Annotated in this window: 16 protein-coding genes; 4 read left to right on the forward strand and 12 right to left on the reverse strand. The window is 70.2% G+C overall.

Going from position 1 to position 19,519, the window contains the following annotated elements; all coding sequences use genetic code 11:
- Positions 1 to 9 precede the first annotated feature (9 nt).
- Both ABAZ39_RS24715 and ABAZ39_RS33405 read right to left on the reverse strand, forming a co-directional pair.
- Complete coding sequence (locus ABAZ39_RS24715) at positions 10 to 1,221, reverse strand: acyl-CoA dehydrogenase family protein (protein WP_040136582.1); 1,212 nt, start codon at positions 1,219 to 1,221, stop codon at positions 10 to 12.
- Positions 1,218 to 1,562, reverse strand: coding sequence for an acyl carrier protein (locus ABAZ39_RS33405; protein WP_081863352.1), 345 nt, complete (start codon positions 1,560 to 1,562; stop codon positions 1,218 to 1,220). Before ABAZ39_RS33405 ends, ABAZ39_RS24715 begins: the two co-directional genes overlap by 4 nt.
- 223 nt (positions 1,563 to 1,785) lie before the next feature.
- On the opposite strand from ABAZ39_RS33405, the gene ABAZ39_RS24725 reads away from it, so the two are divergent.
- The 3 genes from ABAZ39_RS24725 (at position 1,786) to ABAZ39_RS33410 (ending at position 6,986) form a co-directional block, all read left to right on the forward strand.
- Positions 1,786 to 2,211, forward strand: a complete 426-nt coding sequence (locus tag ABAZ39_RS24725) for an OsmC family protein (protein WP_014242273.1) — start codon at positions 1,786 to 1,788, stop codon at positions 2,209 to 2,211.
- Between the two features lie 519 nt (positions 2,212 to 2,730).
- Positions 2,731 to 6,459 (forward strand): autotransporter domain-containing protein, encoded by a 3,729-nt coding sequence (locus ABAZ39_RS24730; protein WP_040136585.1) that lies wholly within the window; start codon positions 2,731 to 2,733, stop codon positions 6,457 to 6,459.
- A gap of 5 nt (positions 6,460 to 6,464) precedes the next feature.
- Entirely contained in the window at positions 6,465 to 6,986 is a 522-nt protein-coding gene (locus tag ABAZ39_RS33410) for an invasion associated locus B family protein (RefSeq protein WP_051658502.1), read from the forward strand.
- Here the strand turns inward: ABAZ39_RS33410 and ABAZ39_RS24740 are convergent.
- From ABAZ39_RS24740 to ABAZ39_RS24785, 10 genes are all read right to left on the reverse strand, one after another.
- Positions 6,955 to 8,157, reverse strand: coding sequence for a glycosyltransferase family 9 protein (locus ABAZ39_RS24740; RefSeq protein ID WP_040137245.1), 1,203 nt, complete (start codon positions 8,155 to 8,157; stop codon positions 6,955 to 6,957). The genes ABAZ39_RS33410 and ABAZ39_RS24740 overlap by 32 nt on opposite strands.
- Positions 8,158 to 8,167: 10 nt before the next feature.
- Positions 8,168 to 9,748 (reverse strand): tetratricopeptide repeat-containing sulfotransferase family protein, encoded by a 1,581-nt coding sequence (locus ABAZ39_RS24745; protein WP_051658503.1) that lies wholly within the window; start codon positions 9,746 to 9,748, stop codon positions 8,168 to 8,170.
- Positions 9,749 to 9,976: 228 nt separating this feature from the next.
- On the reverse strand, positions 9,977 to 10,792 hold the full coding sequence (locus ABAZ39_RS24750; protein WP_051658504.1) for an enoyl-CoA hydratase: 816 nt from the start codon (positions 10,790 to 10,792) through the stop codon (positions 9,977 to 9,979).
- A 32-nt stretch (positions 10,793 to 10,824) separates the two neighbouring features.
- A complete protein-coding gene (locus tag ABAZ39_RS24755) occupies positions 10,825 to 11,907 on the reverse strand; it encodes an ABC transporter ATP-binding protein (protein WP_040136587.1) in 1,083 nt (360 codons plus the stop codon).
- Positions 11,904 to 13,637 (reverse strand): ABC transporter permease, encoded by a 1,734-nt coding sequence (locus tag ABAZ39_RS24760; RefSeq protein ID WP_051658505.1) that lies wholly within the window; start codon positions 13,635 to 13,637, stop codon positions 11,904 to 11,906. Before ABAZ39_RS24760 ends, ABAZ39_RS24755 begins: the two co-directional genes overlap by 4 nt.
- A gap of 271 nt (positions 13,638 to 13,908) precedes the next feature.
- Entirely contained in the window at positions 13,909 to 14,964 is a 1,056-nt protein-coding gene (locus ABAZ39_RS24765; protein ID WP_040136589.1) for an ABC transporter substrate-binding protein, read from the reverse strand.
- A 68-nt stretch (positions 14,965 to 15,032) separates the two neighbouring features.
- A complete protein-coding gene (gene fabG, locus ABAZ39_RS24770; protein ID WP_040136591.1) occupies positions 15,033 to 15,803 on the reverse strand; it encodes a 3-oxoacyl-ACP reductase FabG in 771 nt (256 codons plus the stop codon).
- Positions 15,800 to 16,249: a MaoC family dehydratase gene (locus tag ABAZ39_RS24775; RefSeq protein WP_040136593.1), complete on the reverse strand. Its 450-nt coding sequence runs from the start codon at positions 16,247 to 16,249 to the stop codon at positions 15,800 to 15,802. Before ABAZ39_RS24775 ends, fabG begins: the two co-directional genes overlap by 4 nt.
- A gap of 12 nt (positions 16,250 to 16,261) precedes the next feature.
- Positions 16,262 to 16,663 (reverse strand): Zn-ribbon domain-containing OB-fold protein, encoded by a 402-nt coding sequence (locus ABAZ39_RS24780; RefSeq protein ID WP_040136595.1) that lies wholly within the window; start codon positions 16,661 to 16,663, stop codon positions 16,262 to 16,264.
- Positions 16,664 to 16,671: 8 nt separating this feature from the next.
- Entirely contained in the window at positions 16,672 to 17,838 is a 1,167-nt protein-coding gene (locus ABAZ39_RS24785) for a thiolase C-terminal domain-containing protein (protein WP_247881739.1), read from the reverse strand.
- Between the two features lie 443 nt (positions 17,839 to 18,281).
- On the opposite strand from ABAZ39_RS24785, the gene ABAZ39_RS24790 reads away from it, so the two are divergent.
- A complete protein-coding gene (locus tag ABAZ39_RS24790) occupies positions 18,282 to 19,484 on the forward strand; it encodes a CaiB/BaiF CoA transferase family protein (protein ID WP_040136597.1) in 1,203 nt (400 codons plus the stop codon).
- Positions 19,485 to 19,519 lie beyond the last annotated feature (35 nt).

A 19,519-nucleotide genomic window follows, 5' to 3' on the forward strand; every position in this document is an offset into this window, starting at 1 on the left:
GAGAAAGCCTCAGCCGAAGAGAGAACCGTTGTCCCTGTGCGCCAGCAGCAGGTTCGCCGTGTTGCCCAGGATCCGGTCGTTGTTGATCATCAGCGGCGCCGAATGGGCGTCGCGCAGGTGGCGGCCCAGGCTGTGGGGGCTGTCGTTGCGGTAGGCGGACAAGCCGCCGGCCAGCATCGCCTGCCCCACGATCCGCACCACCATCTCCGCCGCTTCGGTCTTCAGCGTGTTCATGGCGACCGCGAAGCCCAGGGAGGTGAGACGGTCGGGATTGTCCGCCGCCTCCTCGAACCGGGCGAGCGAGCCGCGCACCATGCCGCGCATGGACTGAAGGCCGGCGGTCGCCTCGGCCAGCCGCCGCGCGCCCGGCGGCGGGGTGCCGGGACGCTTGCGCGCCTCCGCCCGGATAAAGGCGGCGGCCCGCGCCACCGCATCCGTCGCGATGCCCAGCCAGACGCTGCTCCACAGGATGTGGGTCACCGGCAGCATGGTGCGGGCGGAGATGTCGGCGTAGGGCAGCGGCAGGATTTGCGCCCGCTCCGCCTCCGCCACCAGCCGGTAGCCGACGCTGCGGGTGCCGCGCATGCCCAGCGTGTCCCAGCCGCCGATCTCCTCCAACTGCGTCTGCCCGCGCAGCACCGGCACGATGACCTGATCGGAGGGCGGCGAGTCCGCCGTGCGCCGCGCCGTCACCAGGATCGCATCGGCTTCCGCCCCGTAGGAGATGACCGTCGCCTGCTTTTCGAGCCGGAAGGCGCCGCCCGTCTCACCCTCCACCGTGCCGGTCACCGCGCAGGCGCTGGAGCGCACATCACCGCCGATCCCGGCCTCGGTCGTCGCGGAGGCGAGAAGAAGTTGCTCTTCGGCCAACCGCTCCAGGAAGCCGCGGTGCCAGTCGCTGCCCTGCCCGTGGCGCACGAGGCAGGCGACCTGGATCTGGTGCATGGCATAGATCAGCCCGGTGGACGGGCATGCCTGGGCCAGCGCGTGGGCGACCGCCGCGGCGTCGGTCAGACCGCCGCCGCCGCCACCGAAGGCCCGCGGCACCATCAGGCCGAGCAGCCGTGCCTCGCGCAGAGCGGCGAAGGCTTCGGCGGGAAAGCGCGCCTCGCGGTCCACGCTGTCGGCATGGCGCCCGGCGATGGCGGCGGCCTCGGACGCGGCTCCGGCGGCAGCCTCGGCGGCCATGGCGGGCAGGCTGTCCGGCACGGGCGCCTTCATCCGGCCCCCATCCCGCCGGCCCCCATCCCGCCCGGGGCGCCGTCCAGCAGACCGGCGACCGCGGACCGGATCGCCGCGATGCTCTCGAAGGTGCGGCGGCGCAGCAGATGTTCCGGGAACTCGACGCCGTAGCGCTCCTCCAGCGCCAGCATCAGGTTCACCGACCCATGGGAGGTCAATCCGGCGGCGTAGAGATCGTCTTCGTCGGACAAGGCGGAAGCGTCGACGGCCAACCAGCCGCTGTCGGCCAGAAGCGCCCGGATGTCGGCGGCACTGACCGCCTGGGCATCGCCGCCCCGCGGCGGCGCTCCGGCCGCGATCTGCCAATCCGGTTGGCGCATGCTCATTCCTCCTACCCCCATTCAACCTCTGGCTTTCCCTGTGCCGGGACAACGCCACAAAACCTTAATTGTTCTGCGCCTTCCTCTGCTTTTCCGTATGCCCCGGGTGCTTTTCGGGTGCCAAACGCTCCTCTTGCTTAACTCCTGTGGCGATTGCCGTTCCTCCGGTCGGCTCTAACTTGAGCGGCGGTTCGTCCAACAATCACAGGATCGGGAGATCACCATGGCTGTGCGGCAATCGGATGCGGAATGGCGCGGCAACCTCGCCCAGGGTTCGGGCACAATGCGGCTGGGCAGCGGCGCGTTCGAAGGCGCCTACTCCTTCCCGTCGCGCTTCGAGAACGGCACCGGCACCAACCCGGAGGAACTGATCGCCGCCGCCCACGCCGGCTGCTTCTCCATGGCGCTGTCCGCCGGCCTGTCGAAGGCCGGGCACACGCCGACGCGCGTGCACACCACCGCCCGCGTCCATCTCGACAAGGCCGGCGACGGATTCGCCATCACGAAGATCGAACTGGACTGCGAGGCCGAGATTCCCGGCATCGACGCCGAGACCTTCCGCCAGCAGGCCGAGGGTGCGAAGAAGAACTGCCCGGTGTCCAAGGCGCTGACCGGCACGGAGATCACCCTGAACGCCCGGCTTGCGTGATCGCGTCCGGCCCGGCGGCCTGCAAGGACGGAGCGGCTGCCGGGCCGGCACCGCTTCGCCCATTAACCTCCGACGTGGTAATTTGCCGCATCGACACGGCCGAAACGGGGCTGCGGTCCGATGTGAATACGGCTTTTGACAATTTTCTGCATTTTCAAATCAGCCCATTCTCGAAATCGTTAATCGAGAACACGTCAACATTCCGCACGGTTTGGCTAAACCTGCGCATCCCCCAACGGACAAGACCCCCTTTCACCGTTCATTGTGCAAGTATCCATAAATTCATAGCCTCTTTTTCTGCGCAATTTGCAAGATTAGATAAAAATTAAATTTCAAATTCTCATACGTTTGTATATTTTGTCTTGGCGACAATGCGAGATACCCGTTATGATCGGATGGTGTAAACCATTGGTCGTAACGCTTACGCCCCGCTCGCAAGGTGAGTCGCCCATGCCGCCGTCGATGTCCCCCCTTGAGACGATCCGCCGAAGCCTCATGTCGGGCGGACGCCTCCCGGCGATGGTCGCCGCCCCCCTCGCGCTTGGCGTGTCGCTCGCCGCGAACGCGGCACCGATCGAGACTCTATCGACGGTCAAGACGACCGAGAGCTTCTACCCGACCGCCGGCAACATCCTGATCACCAGCACGGGCGGCGTGGACGACACCGGCCCATCGGTCCAGTATCCTCTGGCCACCGGCGTCTGGGTTCAGTCGAGCGCTGGATGGACCCTGACCAACCAGGGCACCATCAAGATCTCGGAGCCGACGAACTACAGCCAGGCCGATGGCATCTACGCGCACAGCTACGGCACGATCATCAATTCCGGGCTGATCAGCGTGCCCAACACCTTCATGGGCATCCTCATCGAGAACTCGGCGGGCGGCATCAAATCCGTCGTCCAGAACACCGGGACCATCATCGGCAACTGGTCCGCCATCGAGATCAAGCATTCCGCCGACATCACGAACGGCTCGCCGAGCAACAGCACGGCGCTCATCAAGAGCGTGCGGCCGGCGACGGAATTCCAGCAGATCAATTATCCCGCCATCCGGATCAACGCGATAAGCGCCAGTTCGGTCGTCAATTACGGCACGATCATCTCGACCACCGACGCGATTGCCACCAACGGCCCCACGACCATCGTCAATCACGGGACGATCGTGGCCGGTTCCGGCTTCAGCGCGATCCGGACCTTCGCGGGGCAAGGCAGCGGCACGATCACGCTGAAGGACGCCAGCGTGGTGATCGGCGGCATCACGGCCTTGAGCGGCACCCAGTCGCTGAACCTGGAGGGAAGCGGCTCCATCGCGGGACCGGTGTCCGGCATCACCACCTTGACCCTGAACGGAACGGCCTGGACACTGGGCGGCGCGAGTTCCGCCGACACGACGGACGTCCAGAGCGGGACCTTGCGCGTCGACGGTACCCTCACCACGGCGCTCCAGCTGACCGGCGGCACGGCGCTCACCGGGACGGGAACGATCGTCGGCAACGTGACCAACCCGTCCGGCACCACCCTGACCCCCGGTGCCACCGGCACCCCCGGCACGCTGACCGTCACCGGAAACTACACGCAGCAGAGCGGAAGCACGCTGGCGATCCGGACGACCTCCAGCACCGCCAGCAAGCTGGCCGTCACCGGCACCGCCACGATGGGCGGCGCGCTGGCCATCACCTCCACCGGCGGCGGCTACGGCGACAGCACGACCTACACCATCCTGACCGCGGCGGGGGGGGTGTCCGGCGGCTTCACCTCCGTCACCAACAGCGACACGACGCTGACCCCGACGGCCACCCTGGACACAGCGAACAACCGAATCCAGCTCACCCTGACCAAGGTGGTCCCACAGCCGGAACCCGAGCCGGAGCCCGAACCCGAGCCGAACCCCAATCCGAATCCCAACCCCGACCCGACCCCGAACCCCGATCCCGACCCCACTCCGACGCCTCCGGCGACCGGCGTGATCGACACCAGCCGCCCCAGCTTCTCCAACGGCGACGGCGCGGTCCAGGGCGGTTCGGTCACGTTCGACGGCGGCACGCTGCGTCCGGACTCACCGCTGACGATCGGCCAGTCGGTCACCGTGACCAGCCGCGGCGGCACCATCACGCCGGACGGCAGCACCGTCACGCTGGCGGGCTCGGTCAGCGGCAGCGGCGCGCTGGCCGCGTCCGGCCCCGGCGCGGTGGTCGTCTCCGGCCAGCTCGCCAACGCCGGCGGTCTGTCGGTCGGCGACGGCGCGGCCCTGACCGTCGCCAAGGGCGGCGTGGTCGCGGGCGGCACGCTCGCCCTGAACAATGGCGGCAGCGCCACGGTCGGCGGCGTGGTCGCCGTACCGGTGACGGTGGCCCGCGGCGGCGCCATGACCGTGATCGAGGGCGGCGGTGTCGGCGGCACGCTGGCGGTGCAGGGCGGCACCCTGACCGTCGCCGCCAACGGCGCGGTCAACGGGGCGGTCACCGTCATCGCCGGCGGCACCGCCACCCTGGCCGGCGTCGTCATGGCCCCGGTCACCGTCGGCGACGGCACCATCACCGTGGCCGCCACCGGCACAACCGGCGCGGTCACCCTGGGGAACGGCGCCGCGGCCACCGTCGACGGCTTCGTCGCCGGGTCGCTCACCACCAGCGCCGGGTCGACGTTCGGCGGGCATGGCGTGGTCGTCGGGCCGGCGGTGCTGTCCGGCACCCTGTCGCCCGGCAACTCCCCCGGCGTGCTGACCTTCCAGTCCGCGGTGACGCTGACCGGAACCAGCGTGCTGCGCGCCGAGATCGACGGCCCGACCGCCGGCAACGGTGCCGGCCGCCACGACCAGATCCGGGTCGAGACCGCGTCCTTCACCGCCGGCGGCACGCTGGCTCCGGTGCTGCGCGGCATCAGCGGCGACGCCACCAATGCCTACACCGCCACGCTGGGGCAGAGCTTCACCATCGTCCAGGCGGACGGCGGGGTGTCCGGCAGCTTCGCCACGGTGACCCAGCCGGCGGCGGGCCTGCCGGCCGGCACCCGCTTCGACACGCTGTACGGCGCCAACACCGTCCGGCTGGTGGTCACGCCAACCAACTACGCGGTGCGCGGCGGCACGCGGAACCAGCAGGCCGCCGGCGCGGCGGTGGACGCGCTGCGTCCGGCCGCCGGGGTGCGGCTGGAAGGCGTCGCCGCCCCGCTGTTCAGCGGCCTCTACGGCCTGCCGGGCAGCGGCATCGCCGGAGCGCTCGACCAGCTCTCGGGCAAGCTGCACGCCGACACGCTGGCCGCCGACCGCACCAGCCGCCGCCTGTTCGGCAGCGCGGTGGAGGGCCGCCTGTCGGCCTTGCGCGGCGGCGCGGCGTCCTCGTCCGGCGTCCGGCTGGCCGGCAGCGGCAACGGCACGCGCGCCGTCGGCGAGACGGGCGAGACCCGTGGGTCGGGCGGCGTGTGGGGCCAGCCGCTGGCGGCCTACAGCCGGACCGGCTCGGACGGCAACGCCGCCGGCACCACCGAGCGGATCGGCGGCTTCCTGCTGGGTGCTGACCACAGCTACGAGAACGGCGTGAGCGGCGGCGTGGCGCTCGGCTACCTGCGCAACCGCGTCACCTCGCGCGACGGGCTGGGCAAGGCCGACGTGGACAGCTATCAGGCGACGCTCTACGGCTCCTGGAGCCTGCGCGGCACCGCGGACAGCCCCTTTGTCGAGGGCGCCATCGGCTACGGCTACGCCAACTACGACGCCTCGCGCGGCATCGCCTTCGGCACGCTGGGCCAGGGCGCCAGCGGCAGCGCCGACGGCCACGATGTCTCGGTGGAGATCGCCGCCGGGCACCGCATGGCCTTCGCCGGGTCGGACAGCGCCTGGATCGAGCCGCGGGCCGGCCTGCGCTTCGACCGCATCACCCGCGAAGCCTTCCGCGAGTCCGGCGGCGGCGTGGCGCTGGACGTCGAGGCGGCGGGCTGGACCAGCCTGCGCAGCGCGGTCGGCGTGCGCGCCGGCACCAGCGTGACGGTGGGCGGCTGGCGCCTGCTGCCCAACGCCGCCCTGGCGTGGGAGCACGACTTCGCCGACGCCACGGCCTCCACCACCAACCGTCTGGGCGGGGTGGCCTTCACCGCCGACGCCAGCAAGCCGGGCCGCGACGCCCTGGTGATCGGCGCCGGGCTGGGCGTGGCTCTGGATGACCGTCTGACCGCCACCATCGGCGTTCAGGATGCGATCCGCGCCCGCGAGAACACGGTGTCGGCGACCGCCGGCCTGAAATGGAAGCTGTGAGGAGCATGACGGCGATGCGTAAGGCCTTCATCACGGGGGCGCTGGCAGCGCTCCTCCTCCTCGCGGGCGGAACTCCCGCCGGGGCGGTGGAGCCGGGCAAGACCTTCGGCGACTGGCAGACCGAATGCGAGACGCCCCCGGACGGCAAGCCGCGCTGCTTCCTGTCGCAGACCCGCGTGATGGAGAACAAGGAGGCCAAGCAGGCGACCCGCATCCTCAAGGCGTCGGTGGGCTATTTCGCTCCCGACGGCAAGGGGGTGATGGTGGTGATCCTGCCGCTGGGCGTCGACCTGCGCGCCGGGGCGGCGCTGACCATCGACGACGGCAAGCCGCTGGCGCTGACCTACCAGCAGTGCATCCAGGACGGCTGCCTCGCCAACGCCCCGATGGACGACGCGACGCTGACCGCGCTGCGCCGCTCCAAGGGCGCGCAGATCGCCGTCCGCCCCTATGGCGGGACGCAGGCGGTGGCCTTCCCGATCTCCACCAAGGGGATCACCGACGGCTTGGCCGCCCTGAAGCCGTGAGTTTGCGTCCTGTCACTGCGGCAACGGCGCCGCGGATGGCCTCGTCCCACCGTGCGGGCGCCGGCTGCCGGTGCAGCGTGACGGTGGGATACCAGGGCGTGCCGCCGCGGCCGAGCAGCCAGCGCCAGTCCGGCGCGTAGGGCAGCAGCACCGCGGTCGGGCGCCCCATCGCCCCGGCCAGATGGGCGACCGCCGTGTCCACGCAGACGACATGGTCGAGCAGCGCCAGCACCGCCATGGTGTCGGCGAAGCTCTCCAGTTCCGACCCCAGATGGACCAGCGGCGCCGTCCCGTAATAGCGGGCGGCCTCGGCCTGCGCCGGCCCCTTCTGAAGCGACACCAGCGCGGTCTTTTCCAAAGCGAAGAATGGCGCGAGCCGCGCGAGCGTCAGGGAGCGGTTGCGGTCGTTGCCATGGGTCGGGCGCCCCGCCCAGACCAGCCCGACGCGGCGGTAGCCGCGGGGCAACAGCCCGTCCAGGCGCTCCGTCCAGCGCTGCACCCGCTCCGGCTCGGCCCGCAGGCCGGGGAGCGGCGGCGGAACGCTGTCGGGCCTCGTGCCGAACAGCCCCGGCAGGCTGGACAGCGCGGCGTGGGCGGCGAAGGGCGGCGCCTCCTCCCAGTCGGTGACCGTCCGGTATCCGCCGGGAAGGGACCGGATCACCGGCCGCATGTCCGGGCTGCAGGCGACCACGAGCTTCGGGCAGAGCGCCGCCGCCATCGGCAGGTAACGGGCGAACTGGATGGTGTCGCCGAAGCCCTGGTCGGCGACCAGCAGCAGAGTGCCCTCGGGCAAGGGGCGGCCATCCCAGGACCGTGCGACGGTGTGCCCATGCCGCTCCAGAACGGCGGGCGGAATCAGCGGCGGCACACCGGGAAGGCGCCAGCGCCAGTCATACTCCCGCCAGCCCTCCTCCCACTGGCCGGAGAGCAGCAGCCCCTCAGCCAGTTCGAAATGCGGACCCGGCGCGTCCGGGGCGAGCCGGACGGCACGGCGCTCGCAGGCGATCGACGCCGAGGCCTCCAGCCGGTCGTAGAGCGCCACACCCAGATTGTACCAGCCCGCCGCGTCGCCGGGATCGAGCGCGACGGCGCGGCGGCCATGGGCAGCGGCCTCGTCCAGCCGGCCTTCGCGGCGGCGGATTTCGCAGAGGTCGCTGTCGGACGGAGGCATGGGTGGCATGCTACAGGCTGTAGCCCAGACCGAGAATGACCGGCTCCAGGATCGGGATCGCCGGCTTCAGATGCTCCATGTAGGCGCGGTAGCGGCCGACGGAGCGGCTGTAGAGCTTTTCCGCGACCTGGGCGTGGCTGGGAGTGCGGGCGTGGCGCCGATTCTCCTCGAAACGCAGGCAGCGCCGGTCGAAGCCCAGCCCGAGGAAGCCCAGCAAGCGCCGCACCGCCGGTTCCGGCTCCCGCACCAGATCCTCGTAGCGCAGCGGCAGGTAGCGCAACGGCATCTCCCGCCGGTAATGCTCCACCAGATCGAACACCAGAAGGACGTGGCGCGCCACCGTCTCGACATCGTTGGCGCAATGGAAGCCGTGGGTGAGGTTGGTGCCCATCATCGACAGCACGACGTCCAACGGGTGGCGCAGCACATGTACCACCGGTGCCGAGGGGAACATCAGCGCGATCAGACCGAGATGCGTCTCGTTGAAGGGCATCTTGTCGGTGAACAGCGTGTGGCCGGGCTTGGCCGGAACCAGCTTGCGGGCGTGGCGGAGGTAGGCGTCGCGCAACCGCTCCAGCCCGTCGCGCTGGTCGCCTATCCACAGCTCCGACAGCGCTTCCGGATAGCCGAGCGGGCTGCCCAACGTCTGCGGCAGCGCCCGGACCACCGCGCCGAGCGACGGCAGCTCGTCCCCTGCGGCGATGGCGGGATGGCTGGACAGGATCTGCTCGACCAGCGTAGTGCCGGAACGCGGAGCGCCGGCGATGAAGACCGGCTGCGGCCCGGCGGCCGGCGCGGCGGGCCGCAGCATCAGGCGCAGGCGCGGCGCCACGAAGAAAGTGGCGAGGCGCGCGATGAGGTCCACCGCCTCCTCCTCGCCGTAGCGGCGCCCCGCCTGCCGCAGCAGCGCCTTGCCGACGGCAAAGGCGGCAAAAGCCTCATCGTGGCGGCCCAGCCGGTCGAGGATGCGCCCCGTCTCCAGCAGCGCATCGGGGTCGGGGCCGCCATGACGGGCGGCCGAGGCGGCCAATACGGCGAGCGCCTGCTCTCCGTCCCCTTGCCGGGCCAGCAGAGCCGCCGCGAAGGTGTCGGCGCCACGGTGGTTGGGGTCGAGACGCCGGGCGCGGTCCACCAGCCGTTGCGCGGCAGGAAGATCGCGGGCGGCCTCCTCGGTCTGCGCCGAGCCGTGCCAGGTCAGCGCGATGGACGGATGCAGCGCCGCGGCCCGGCGGTAGGTCCGCCGCGCCTCTTCCAGCCGGCCTTGCCGGTTCAGACTCCAGGCGAGATTGGCCAGCGTCGCGGCGTCCGGCGGCGCCAGGGCCAGCGCCCGGCGGTAATGGAACTCGGCGGCCTGGGGCCGGTGGGTGTCGGCCAGCACCAGCGCCATCAACGTGTGGGAGCGCGCGTCCTCCGGCGCCAACCGGACCGCGTTGCGGGCGTGAGGCTCGGCGTCGGCCGCTCGCCCCGTCCGGAACAGCAGTCCGGCCAGTTCCTGCGTCGCCGCGAGATCGTCGGGAGCGGCCCGCAACCGCCGCTCCAGCGCCGCAACGTCGGGGGCGCCGCTCGGAAGGTCGTCGGGCGTGGTCGGCATGACAGGCGGGTCCCATGGCGGCTGAACGCCCGCATGGGCGCGTGATGCGGCGCCAGGATAGTGAAGGGTATGGATGGCGGCAAGGACATCCCCTCTCCCGTCCCGGGAGAGGGAAGGGTGAGGGTGCCGTCAAGAATCCGTGCCTTGATCCTCGCACGACCCTCACCCGGCCCTGCGGGCCACCCTCTCCCGGGGCGGGAGAGGGGTTTGACGCCGCCGCGGGCGCCCCTACCGCCCCACCCAGACCGGGCGGCGCTTCTCCAGGAAGGCCGCGATGCCCTCCTGATAGTCGGCGGAGAGGTAGCAGAGGCGCAGCAGGTCGGCGTCGCCGTCCGCCGGCAGCCCATGGTCCCGCCAGCGGCGCAGCGCCTCGCGCGTCGTCCACAGGGTCAGCGGGGCGAGGCCCGCCAGCTCCTCGGCCAACTCCTGGGTGCGCTCGGTGAGGTTGTCCTCCGTAACGACGCCGCGCAGGGCGCCGGCGCCAGACAGCTCGTCGGCGGTCAGCAGACGGGCGCTGAAGATCATCTCCTTGGTCCGCGCGGTGCCGAGAATGGCGGTCAGCCGGGCGAGGTTCTTGATGCTCAGGCAGTTGCCGACCGTGCGGGCAATGGGAAAGCCGAAGCGCACCGACGGCGTGGCGATGCGCACGTCGCAGCAGGCGGCGAGCAAAGCCCCCTCCCCCACGCAGGCGCCGGCCAGGGCGGCGATGGTCGGAACGCGCACCGCCTCCAGCGCCATCGCCGCGGTTTCCGCGCGGTCCTCCAGGATCGTGTAGTCCTCCGGCGTCTTGACGCTCTGCAGGCAGGACAGGTCGGCGCCGGCCATGAAGGCGGGCTTGTCGCCGGCGGCACCGGTCAGCACCAGGGCCTTCACCGCCGGGTCCGCGTCGACCTCCCGGCAGATTTCGATCAGCCGGTCCTCCATCCACGGGGTGATGGCGTTGCGCGCCTTGGGCCGGTTGAAGATCACCCACTGGACGGCGCCGCGCCGCTCGGTCAGGATTTCGGGCAAGGCGTCGGCCTCGCCGGTCGTGGCGATGGTCATCGTTCGGAACTCTCTTGGATTGGACTGGCGGATTAAGCCGCCGGCCCGAGGATCTGGCAGGAGCCGATGGGAAGAAGCGCCGTCACCACGCTGCCCGGAGCGAAGCTCTGCGCGGGCGGAATGAAGGCGCGCAGCGTCCGGCTGCTCCCCAGATCCACCAGCACGTCGCGGTACTCGCCCAGATAGGCGGAGCGCTGGACCGTGCCGGACAGCACGTTGCAGCCCTCGGCGGGCAGTCCCGTCTCCTCGGCGCCGAACAGCCGGACCTGGGAGGGCCGAACGCACAGCGACACCGTCCCGCCATGCGCCGCCCCGCTGCGGTCGGGCGCGGTCAGCACATGGTTGCCGACGCGGATGGCGCCGTTGCCCTCGCTGGTCCCGGCCAGCTCGTTGTTGGCACCGATGAAGGTCGCGACGAAGGCGTTGGACGGCCGCTCGAAGATGTCCTCCGGCGAACCGAGCTGCTGGAGATGGCCCGACTTCATGACGGCGATGCGGTCGGCGGTGACCAGCGCCTCCGACTGGTCGTGGGTGACATAGACGGTGGTCAGCCCCAGCAGGTCGTGGACCTGCCGGATCTCGAACCGCATCTCCTCGCGCAGATGGGCATCGAGGTTGGACAGCGGCTCGTCGAGCAGGAGGATGCGCGGCTCCACCGCCAGCGCGCGGGCCAGCGCCACGCGCTGCTGCTGGCCGCCCGACAGCTCCGACGGGTAGCGGTCGCGCAGCGCCTCCAGCCGGACGGTGCGCAGCGTGCGGTCCAGCCGCTCGGCGATCTCCGCCTTGGGCAGGCGGCGGATGGCGAGGCCGAAGGCGACATTCTCCGCCACGGTCTTGTGCGGCCACACCGCGTAGTTCTGGAAGACCAGGGAGATGCCGCGCTTCTCCGGCGGCAGCACCCCGCGCGCCGAGGACAGCAGCACGTCGTCGGCCCAGATCTCCCCCTCGGTCGGCGCCTCGAACCCGGCAAGGAGCTGGAGCGTCGTGGACTTGCCGCAGCCCGACGGGCCGAGCAGGGCCAGCAGCGTGCCGTTGGGGACCTGCAGGTCGATCCCGTGCAGCGCGGTGTAGGTGCCGAAGGACTTGCGGAGGTTCTTGATGCGGATCCCGCTCATGTGGGGAGAACTCCTTCCGCCGGGGCGGTTTTACGACCGGATTTGCGAGAGGTGCGGCGCACGGTGGTCAGGCGCGTCAGGGGACCGGCGGCGGCCACCAGCGCCAGCGTGATGAGGAGGAGAAGGACGCTCATGGCGCAGACGGCCTCGTAATTGCCACCGTCCTTGGCGTTGTAGATCAGGGTGGTCATCACGTTGGTCTTGGGCGTGATGAGGAAGACCGCCACCGACAGCTCCCGGATGATCGGGATGAAGACCAGGAACCAGCCCGACAGCAGCCCGCCGCCCATCAGCGGGATGGTGATGGACAGGAAGGTCCGCCCCTCCCCGGCGCCCAGGCTGCGGGCGGCGCGCTCCAGCTCCGGCCCGATGCCCTTGAGGATCGACCCGCCATGGGCGTAGGCGATGGGCAGGAAGGTCGCCGCGAAGGCCGCCACCAGCAGCAGCGGCGTGCCATAGAGGTTGAGCGGCGCCCGCGTGTAGGCGGCGAAGAAGCCGACCGACATGACGATGCCGGGGATGATGATGGGGACGGTCGCCACCGCGCCGAACAGGCTGGCGCCGAAGACCATCCGCCGTTCCACGATGTAGGCGACCACGGTGCCGAGCATCACGCACAGCGTCGCCGCCAGCGTCGAGAACACCAGCGAGTTGACGATGGCGGTGTGGGTCTCCGAATTGCCGAACAGCGCCCACCAGTACCAGTGCAGCGACAGGTTCTCCCACGACAGGCCCTGGCCCCAGGCGCGGGTCAGCGACACCAGCAGCAGCGCGGCGTAGGGCAGGAAGACCGAGACCAACGGCAGCAGCAGAGCCGCCCCGAAGGCCGGCCAGCGGGCGGCGCCGAGCGCGATCCGCCGCCCCGCCCGGCTCTTGCCGGAGATGGTGACGAACTGCTTGCGGCCCAGGATGCGGCGGCGCATCCAGAACAGCATGGCGGTGACCAGAAGCAGCGGCATGCAGTAGGCGGCCGCCATGTAGATTTCCGGCGGGAAGAGCTGGTAGAACTCGGCCAGCTTGGTGGTCACCACGGGAATGCCGGTCGGCGTCAGCAGGAAGGCCGGAACGCCGAACAGCGTCAGCCCCTGGATGAAGGACAGGATGAAGCTGGCAATCACCGCCGGGGTAACCAGCGGGATGGTGATGCTGAGCATGGTGCGCAGCGTGCCGGAGCCCAGCGTGGCGGCGGCGTCCTCAAGCTCCACGGCCATCTCGTCGAGCGCGCTCGACACCATGGTGAAGCTGTAGGGGACGGTGTAAATGCCGCAAATGAAGATCGCCCCGGTCATCGAGTAGATGTTCAGCAGCGGCCCCGCCTCCGCCCCGGCGAGCGAGCGCCACAGCGCGTTCAGCCAACCGGAGTTGGGCGCCGCCAGCAGAATCCAGCCGGTCGCCCCGATGAAGGACGGGGTGACGAAGGCGGTCAGAGTCAGCACGCGGATGGTGCGGCGGAACGGCAGGTCGGTCCGCGACACCAGCCAGGCCAGCGGCACGCCGATGCCGACGGCGATCACCGCAGTCGCCACGGCGAGGAGCAGCGAGTTGAACAGCGGCTCCAGCAGGTCCGCCGACTGGAAGATCCGCGCGTAGTTGCCGAGCGTCCAGGCGCCGGTCAGGTCGTCGTGGACGCTGTTGTTGAGAACCCAGCCGAAAGGCAGGACCACCAGCAGGAAGAGAAGAAGGGCGACGGCGCCGAAGACCACGGTCCTGGCGAGCGGCACGCGGGCCATCGCCGGGCGCGCGGTTGCCGCGGCTGCGCTGTCTGGGCTGTCCGTTGAAATGACCCCCATAGGGTCCGCCTCCATTGTCCGTACCATCCCTCGCCCCTCCGGGGAGAGGGTGGCGCCAAAGGCGCCGGGTGAAGGGGTTGCGCTTTTGCCAAACGTACCGATACGCGCAGGCGACGACGACGGCGGCGGAGGGTTGCGCTTTTGCCAAACGTACCGATACGCGCACCCCCCTCACCCTAACCCTCTCCCCAAGGGGAGAGGGAAACAGCGATCAGCGCACCAGTTCCTTCCACTTGGCGATGCCTTCCGCGACCTCCGGGCCGAGGTCGTCGCCGGTGTTGCGGGTCCACTTCAACTGGTCCAGCGACCGCCCCTCCGCCCAGGGCACGTCCTTGCGCAGCGTCGGCCAGTAGTTCTTCTGGAGGATCATCGACACCTCCGTGGAATAGAGGAAGTTGGTGAACAGCCGGGCCGCGTTCGGGTGCGGGGCCTTCGCCAGGATGCCGGTGACGCCCAGGTTCAGGATGGCGTCGTCGGACGGGGCCACCACGTCGATGGGGTTGCCGGCGGCCTTCTGGGTCAGCGTGTAGCTGAAGGGCGCGCCGGAGCCGACGACGCGCTCACCGGCCAGGATGTCGGTCACGGTGTCGACGTTGGACTGGCCGACCTTCGGCTTTTGCTTGCCGAAGGCGCGCAGGAAGTCGTCGCCGTACTTGCGGCGGATGGCGACGACCCAGTTCGCCACGTCGCCGGAGAAGGCCGGGCTGCCGGTGGTGATCTTGCCCTGCCACTGGTCCTCCAGCAGCGCCTGCCAGCTTGCCGGCGGGGTCTGGACCTTGCCCGGCGCGTAGTTGATGCTGGTCAGGCTGATGGCGCCGACATGGAACATCTTGTCGGGGTCGAGGGTGCGGAAGGCGTCCGGGATGTGCACGCCGTCCACCGGCTCGAAGGGCGCCAGCGCGCCGATCTTCTTCAGCTCGGTGTAGTGCAGCATGTTGGTGGTGCCCAGCGAGTCGCACTCGTGGACGCCGCTCTGCAACTCCATGCGCAGGCGGGTGTAGACGGTCTGTGAGGCCTGGCGGAGCAGGTTGACCTCGATGCCCGGATACTTCGCCTTGAAGGCGTCGCGGATCGCCTCCATCGTCTGCTGCTCGTAGGAGCCCCAGTAGAGGGTCAGGGCGCCTTCCTTCTTCGCGGCGGCGTAGAGCGGGTCGTCCGCCGCCGCCGCGATGCGCGAGAAGGCGGTGCCGGCCAGCCCGCCGGTCACCAGGGCGGTGCCGACGAGCCCGCCGGTCTGGAGAAGGCGGCGGCGCGAGAATTCCATCATGTTGCCAATCCCTGTCTTGTTGTTGCGGTACCGCCGTTTCGGCGTCGTTCTTCGTTATTGCGCGAAAATCAGTAGTCGCCGGTGGTCGCCCCTCCGTCGGCGACGATGGTCTGGCCGGTGACATAGGCCGCGTCATCGGACGCCAGGAAGGCGACGACGGCGGCGATCTCCGCCGGCTTGCCCAGCCGGCCGATGGGGGTCTTCTCCAGCCATTGCGAGCGCACCGCGTCGGGCACGCCCTCGACGATGGCGGTCTCCACGACGCCTGGAGCGACGGCGTTGACCAGGATGCCGCGGCGCGCGCCCTCCAGGGCGGCGGTACGGGTCAGCCCGACCACCCCGGCCTTGGAAGCGGAATAGTTGGCCTGCCCGAAGGTCCCCAGGATCGCCGTGGAGGCAATGTTGACGATGCGCCCCCAGCCGCGGTCGCCGACCAGCCGGAAGGCCGTCTGGCAGCCCAGCCACGTGCCGCGCAGGTTCACGTCGATGACGGCGCTCCATTCCGCGTCGGTCATCTTGGACAGCGAGCGGTCGCGGACGATGCCGGCGACGTTGACCATGATGTCCACGCCCCGGAAGGCTTCGGGCATGCCGGTCACGGCGGCACCCCAGCTTTCCCGGTCGGCGACGTTCAGCGCGGTGGCGTGGGCCTGAGCCCCGTCGGCGCGCAGCGCGGCGGCGACACTCTCGGCGGCCTCGGCCCCGATGTCGGCGACGACGACCGCCGCCCCTTCCGCGGCCAGCCGCTCGCAGACGGCGCGCCCGATGCCGCCGCCGCCGCCGGTGACGAAGGCGACACGGCCGGCGAGGCGGCGGAGATGGGTGGCTGGGGCACTCATGCCTGCGCCTCCTTGCGGGCGATGGAGAGCACGTCCTCGCCCTCCTGCACGGTCTCGCCGCGCTGGTTCTTCACGGTGATGGCGACGCGGACGATGCCGCGGTCGGGCTTGGAGGCGCTGGGACGGACCTCAGCGACCTCTGCCTCGTAATGCACGGTGTCGCCGGCAAAGACCGGGCCGACGAAGCGGCGGCGCGTCTCCAGGAAGGCAAGGATCGCCCAGTCGTCGATGGCGGAGCGCAGGCCGGTGCTGAGCGAGTGGGTCAGCATGCCGTGGGCGATGGTCCGCCCGAAGCCATTGGCCTTGGCGGCCTCGGCGTCCATGTGCAGCGGGTTGAAGTCGCCGGTCAGCCCGGCGAACCAGACGATGTGCGCCTCGGTGACGGTGACGCACGAGGAGCGCGTTCGGTCGCCCGGCTTGATGTCGTCGAGATGGATGGCGGTCATGTCAAGGCACCCTCAGTCGGGAGTCCGCGGGCGGAACACGGGGAGGCTGGTGGTCTCGTCGAGCTGGTGGAAAGCCACGGCGAGCGGCAGCCCGGCCCGCAGATCGGCCTCCGCCACCCCCTCGACGCGGGAGAAGACGGTGACGCCCTCCTCCAGCCGGATCAGGGCGCAGACGTAGGGATCGACGCGCTGGTTGCCGCGATGGACGACCGAATAGGTCAGCAGTTCGCCGCGCCCGCTGGCCTCGACCCACTCCGGGCGGGCGTGCGGAGCGTGGATGGAGTGCGCACGCGGGTACCACTGAAAACGCCCGGTCTCCGGGCAGCGCTGGATCAGGAAGCGCCCCTCGCGCGCCGCTTCCCAGAAGGGGGCGGAAGTCTCGTCCTGGACGGGCGGGGTGGTCATGCTGGTCATCAGGCACCTTACCGGGCAAGGATGGCGGTGGCGGCGGAGCAGAAGGTGCCGCCCAGCCCATGGGCCAGGGCGATGCGCGCGTCGGGCACCTGGACGCCCGGCCCCTCGCCGCGGAGTTGGCGGACGCTCTCGATCAGGGTGAAGATGCCGCGCTTGCCGGGATGATTGGACGACAGCCCGCCGCCGTCGGTGTTGGTGGGCAGGCTGCCGCCCAGCGTCAGGTTGCCGTCCGCGACAAAGGCGCCGCTCTCCCCGCGACCGCAGAAGCCCAAATCCTCCAGCGCCAGCATCGGCGTGATGGTAAAGGCGTCGTAGATCTGCGCCACGTCGATCTCGCCGGGGGTCACCCCGGCCATGGCGAAGGCGCGCGGGCCGGACAGCGCCGCCGGGGTGGTCAGATCGTCGGGAATCTGGCTGTTCTGGGTGCGCGCAACGGCGGCCCCGTAGCCGATCAGATGGACCGGCAGCTTTTTCAGGTCGCGCGCCCGCTCCCGGCTGGTCATCACCACGGCGCCGCCGCCGTCGGTCACCACGCAGCAGTCCAGCCGGTGCAGCGGCGAGGCGATCATCGGCGAGGCCAGCACGTCGTCCACCGTGATCGGCTTGCGCAGCCGGGCGTCGGGGTTCTTCGCGGCGTGCTCGCGGAAGGTCACGGCCACCTGGGCAAGCTGTTCCGGTGTGGTGCCATACAGGTCCATATGGCGACGGGCGAACAGGCCGTAGGTCGAAATCAGCGTCGGCGCGTAGGGAATCTCGTACTGGCCGGGGCCGGCGGGGAAGACGAAGGGGTCGAAGGACGGGCTGCTCAGCGGCCACCAGCGCGGGCAGGCGGCGTAGCTGATGACCACCACCTCGGCCAGCCCGGTGGCGATGGCCGCCGCCGCCTGACCGGCCTGGAGGATGTAGGAGCATCCGCCGACGTCGGTGCTGTTCACGTAGGTCGGCGCGATCCCGATGTATTCGGCCAGTTCGACCACATCCATGGTGCTGCCGCCCTCGGCCCAGTCGCCGGAGGCCGCGCACAGCCCGTCCACGTCCTTCAGCGTCAGCCCGGCGTCGTCCAGCGCGCCGAGGATGCACTCCATCTGAAGGGCGAAGGGGTGGACGCGCAGCGCATCCCGGCGGGGCGATTCAAAAACGCCGGCAATGGCCGCCTTTCCCGAAAGATCGATCACGCGCGGGTTGTCCTTTCCTGGTTGTGGAAGGCCGCGCATCGCTGCCGCGACGCGCGCCGAGCGGCTTCATTGGACAGGCGATGAGAGTAAAGAGGCCGCCCGCCTCGGAAATCATGAAGACTATGCGATGTCCGGCAGAGATTTCGATCAGGCCGATCCGCTCCCGGCAAGATCAAGACTACCGGACACAGTTCGTGTCACAAGCAGAAAAAACGATGCGGTCCGGTGCACAGAACGCACCAATACCACACAGGGCAAATCCGCGGAACGGTGCCTTCCATGCACCGGATTGGGCCAAACTAAGCGATTGTTTTCCGGCCGCCGTGGCGCAAGCCTTTGGGTATCGCATTCCCGCCGCCGCCCTGGACCGGACCGGTTTCCAGCCGGGCGCGCGGCCCCGCCCGGACCGCCTGCGCGGCGTCCGGCCATCCGAAGGATCATGCATGCTCAACACCGATACGCAACGCCGCGAAGGCCCCTTGGCCGGCGTGCGCGTGGTCGATCTCACGCACATGTTGGCCGGCCCCTACAGCACGTGGCTGCTCGGCGCGCTGGGGGCGGAGGTCATCAAGATCGAGCGTCCCGGCAAGGGCGATTTCACCCGCATCATTGCTCCCTTCAGCGAGGAGGAAAGCATTTACTTCCTCAGCGTCAACCGCAACAAGCGGAGTCTGACTCTCAACTTGAAGGAGGAAAAGGGGAAGGAGATTTTCAAAAAAATTGTCGCCACCAGCGACGTGCTGGTGGAGAACAACCGGGCCGGGGCGATGGACCGGCTGGGGCTGGGCTACAACGATCTGAAGACGGTCAATCCGCGGCTGGTCTACGCCTCGATCTCCGGCTTCGGACAGGACGGCCCCTACCGCCACCGCCCTTGCTTCGACGTGGTGGCCCAGGCGATGTCCGGCATGATGAGCATCACCGGCGAGCCGGGCGGCGATCCCTGCCGGGTCGGCGCGTCGATCGGCGACATCGGATCGAGCCTGTTCGCCGCCGTCGGCATCCTCGCCGCCCTGCAGAAGCGGGCGAGCAGCGGCGAGGGCAGCTTCATCGACGTGGCGATGCTGGATTGCCAGCTCGCCCTGATGGAGAACGCCATCGCCCGTTTCCTGAACGCCGGAGAGACGCCGCGGGCGTTGGGCAGCCGCCACCCGCTGATCGCCCCCTTCCAGGCCTTCCCCACCGCCGACAAGCCGATCGCCATCTGCGTCGACACCAATGAGCAGTGGGACCGGATGTGCCGCGCCATGGGGCTGGAGCATCTGCTGTCCGACCCGCGCTTCCCCACAGGTTCGGCCCGCAACGCCAACCATGCGGAGCTGGAGCCGCTGCTGCGCGAGGTCTTCCTCACCCGCGGGCGCGACGCGTGGCTGGACGCGATGGAGGACGCCGACGTGCCGGCCAGCCCGATCAACAGCGTGCCGGACGCGCTGAACGATCCCCAGGTGGTCCACCGCAAGATGGTCGTGGAGGTGCCGGAGGGCTCGGGCAAGCGCTTCGCCGCCGTCCCGATCACCATGCCGGAGGCCCCGCTGCCGGCGGAGAGCCCGGCGCCGCGGCTGGGCGAGCACACCGACGCCATCCTGGCGGATCTCGGCTTCAGCCCCGACGAGATCGGCGCCTTCCGTCGCGACGCGGTGGTGTGATGGCCGGCGGCGCGGGGGGAGAGCGGCGGGTGGCG

Origin of the sequence: Azospirillum argentinense, assembly GCF_000632475.1 — a bacterium.
Taxonomy (GTDB): Bacteria; Pseudomonadota; Alphaproteobacteria; order Azospirillales; family Azospirillaceae; genus Azospirillum; species Azospirillum baldaniorum.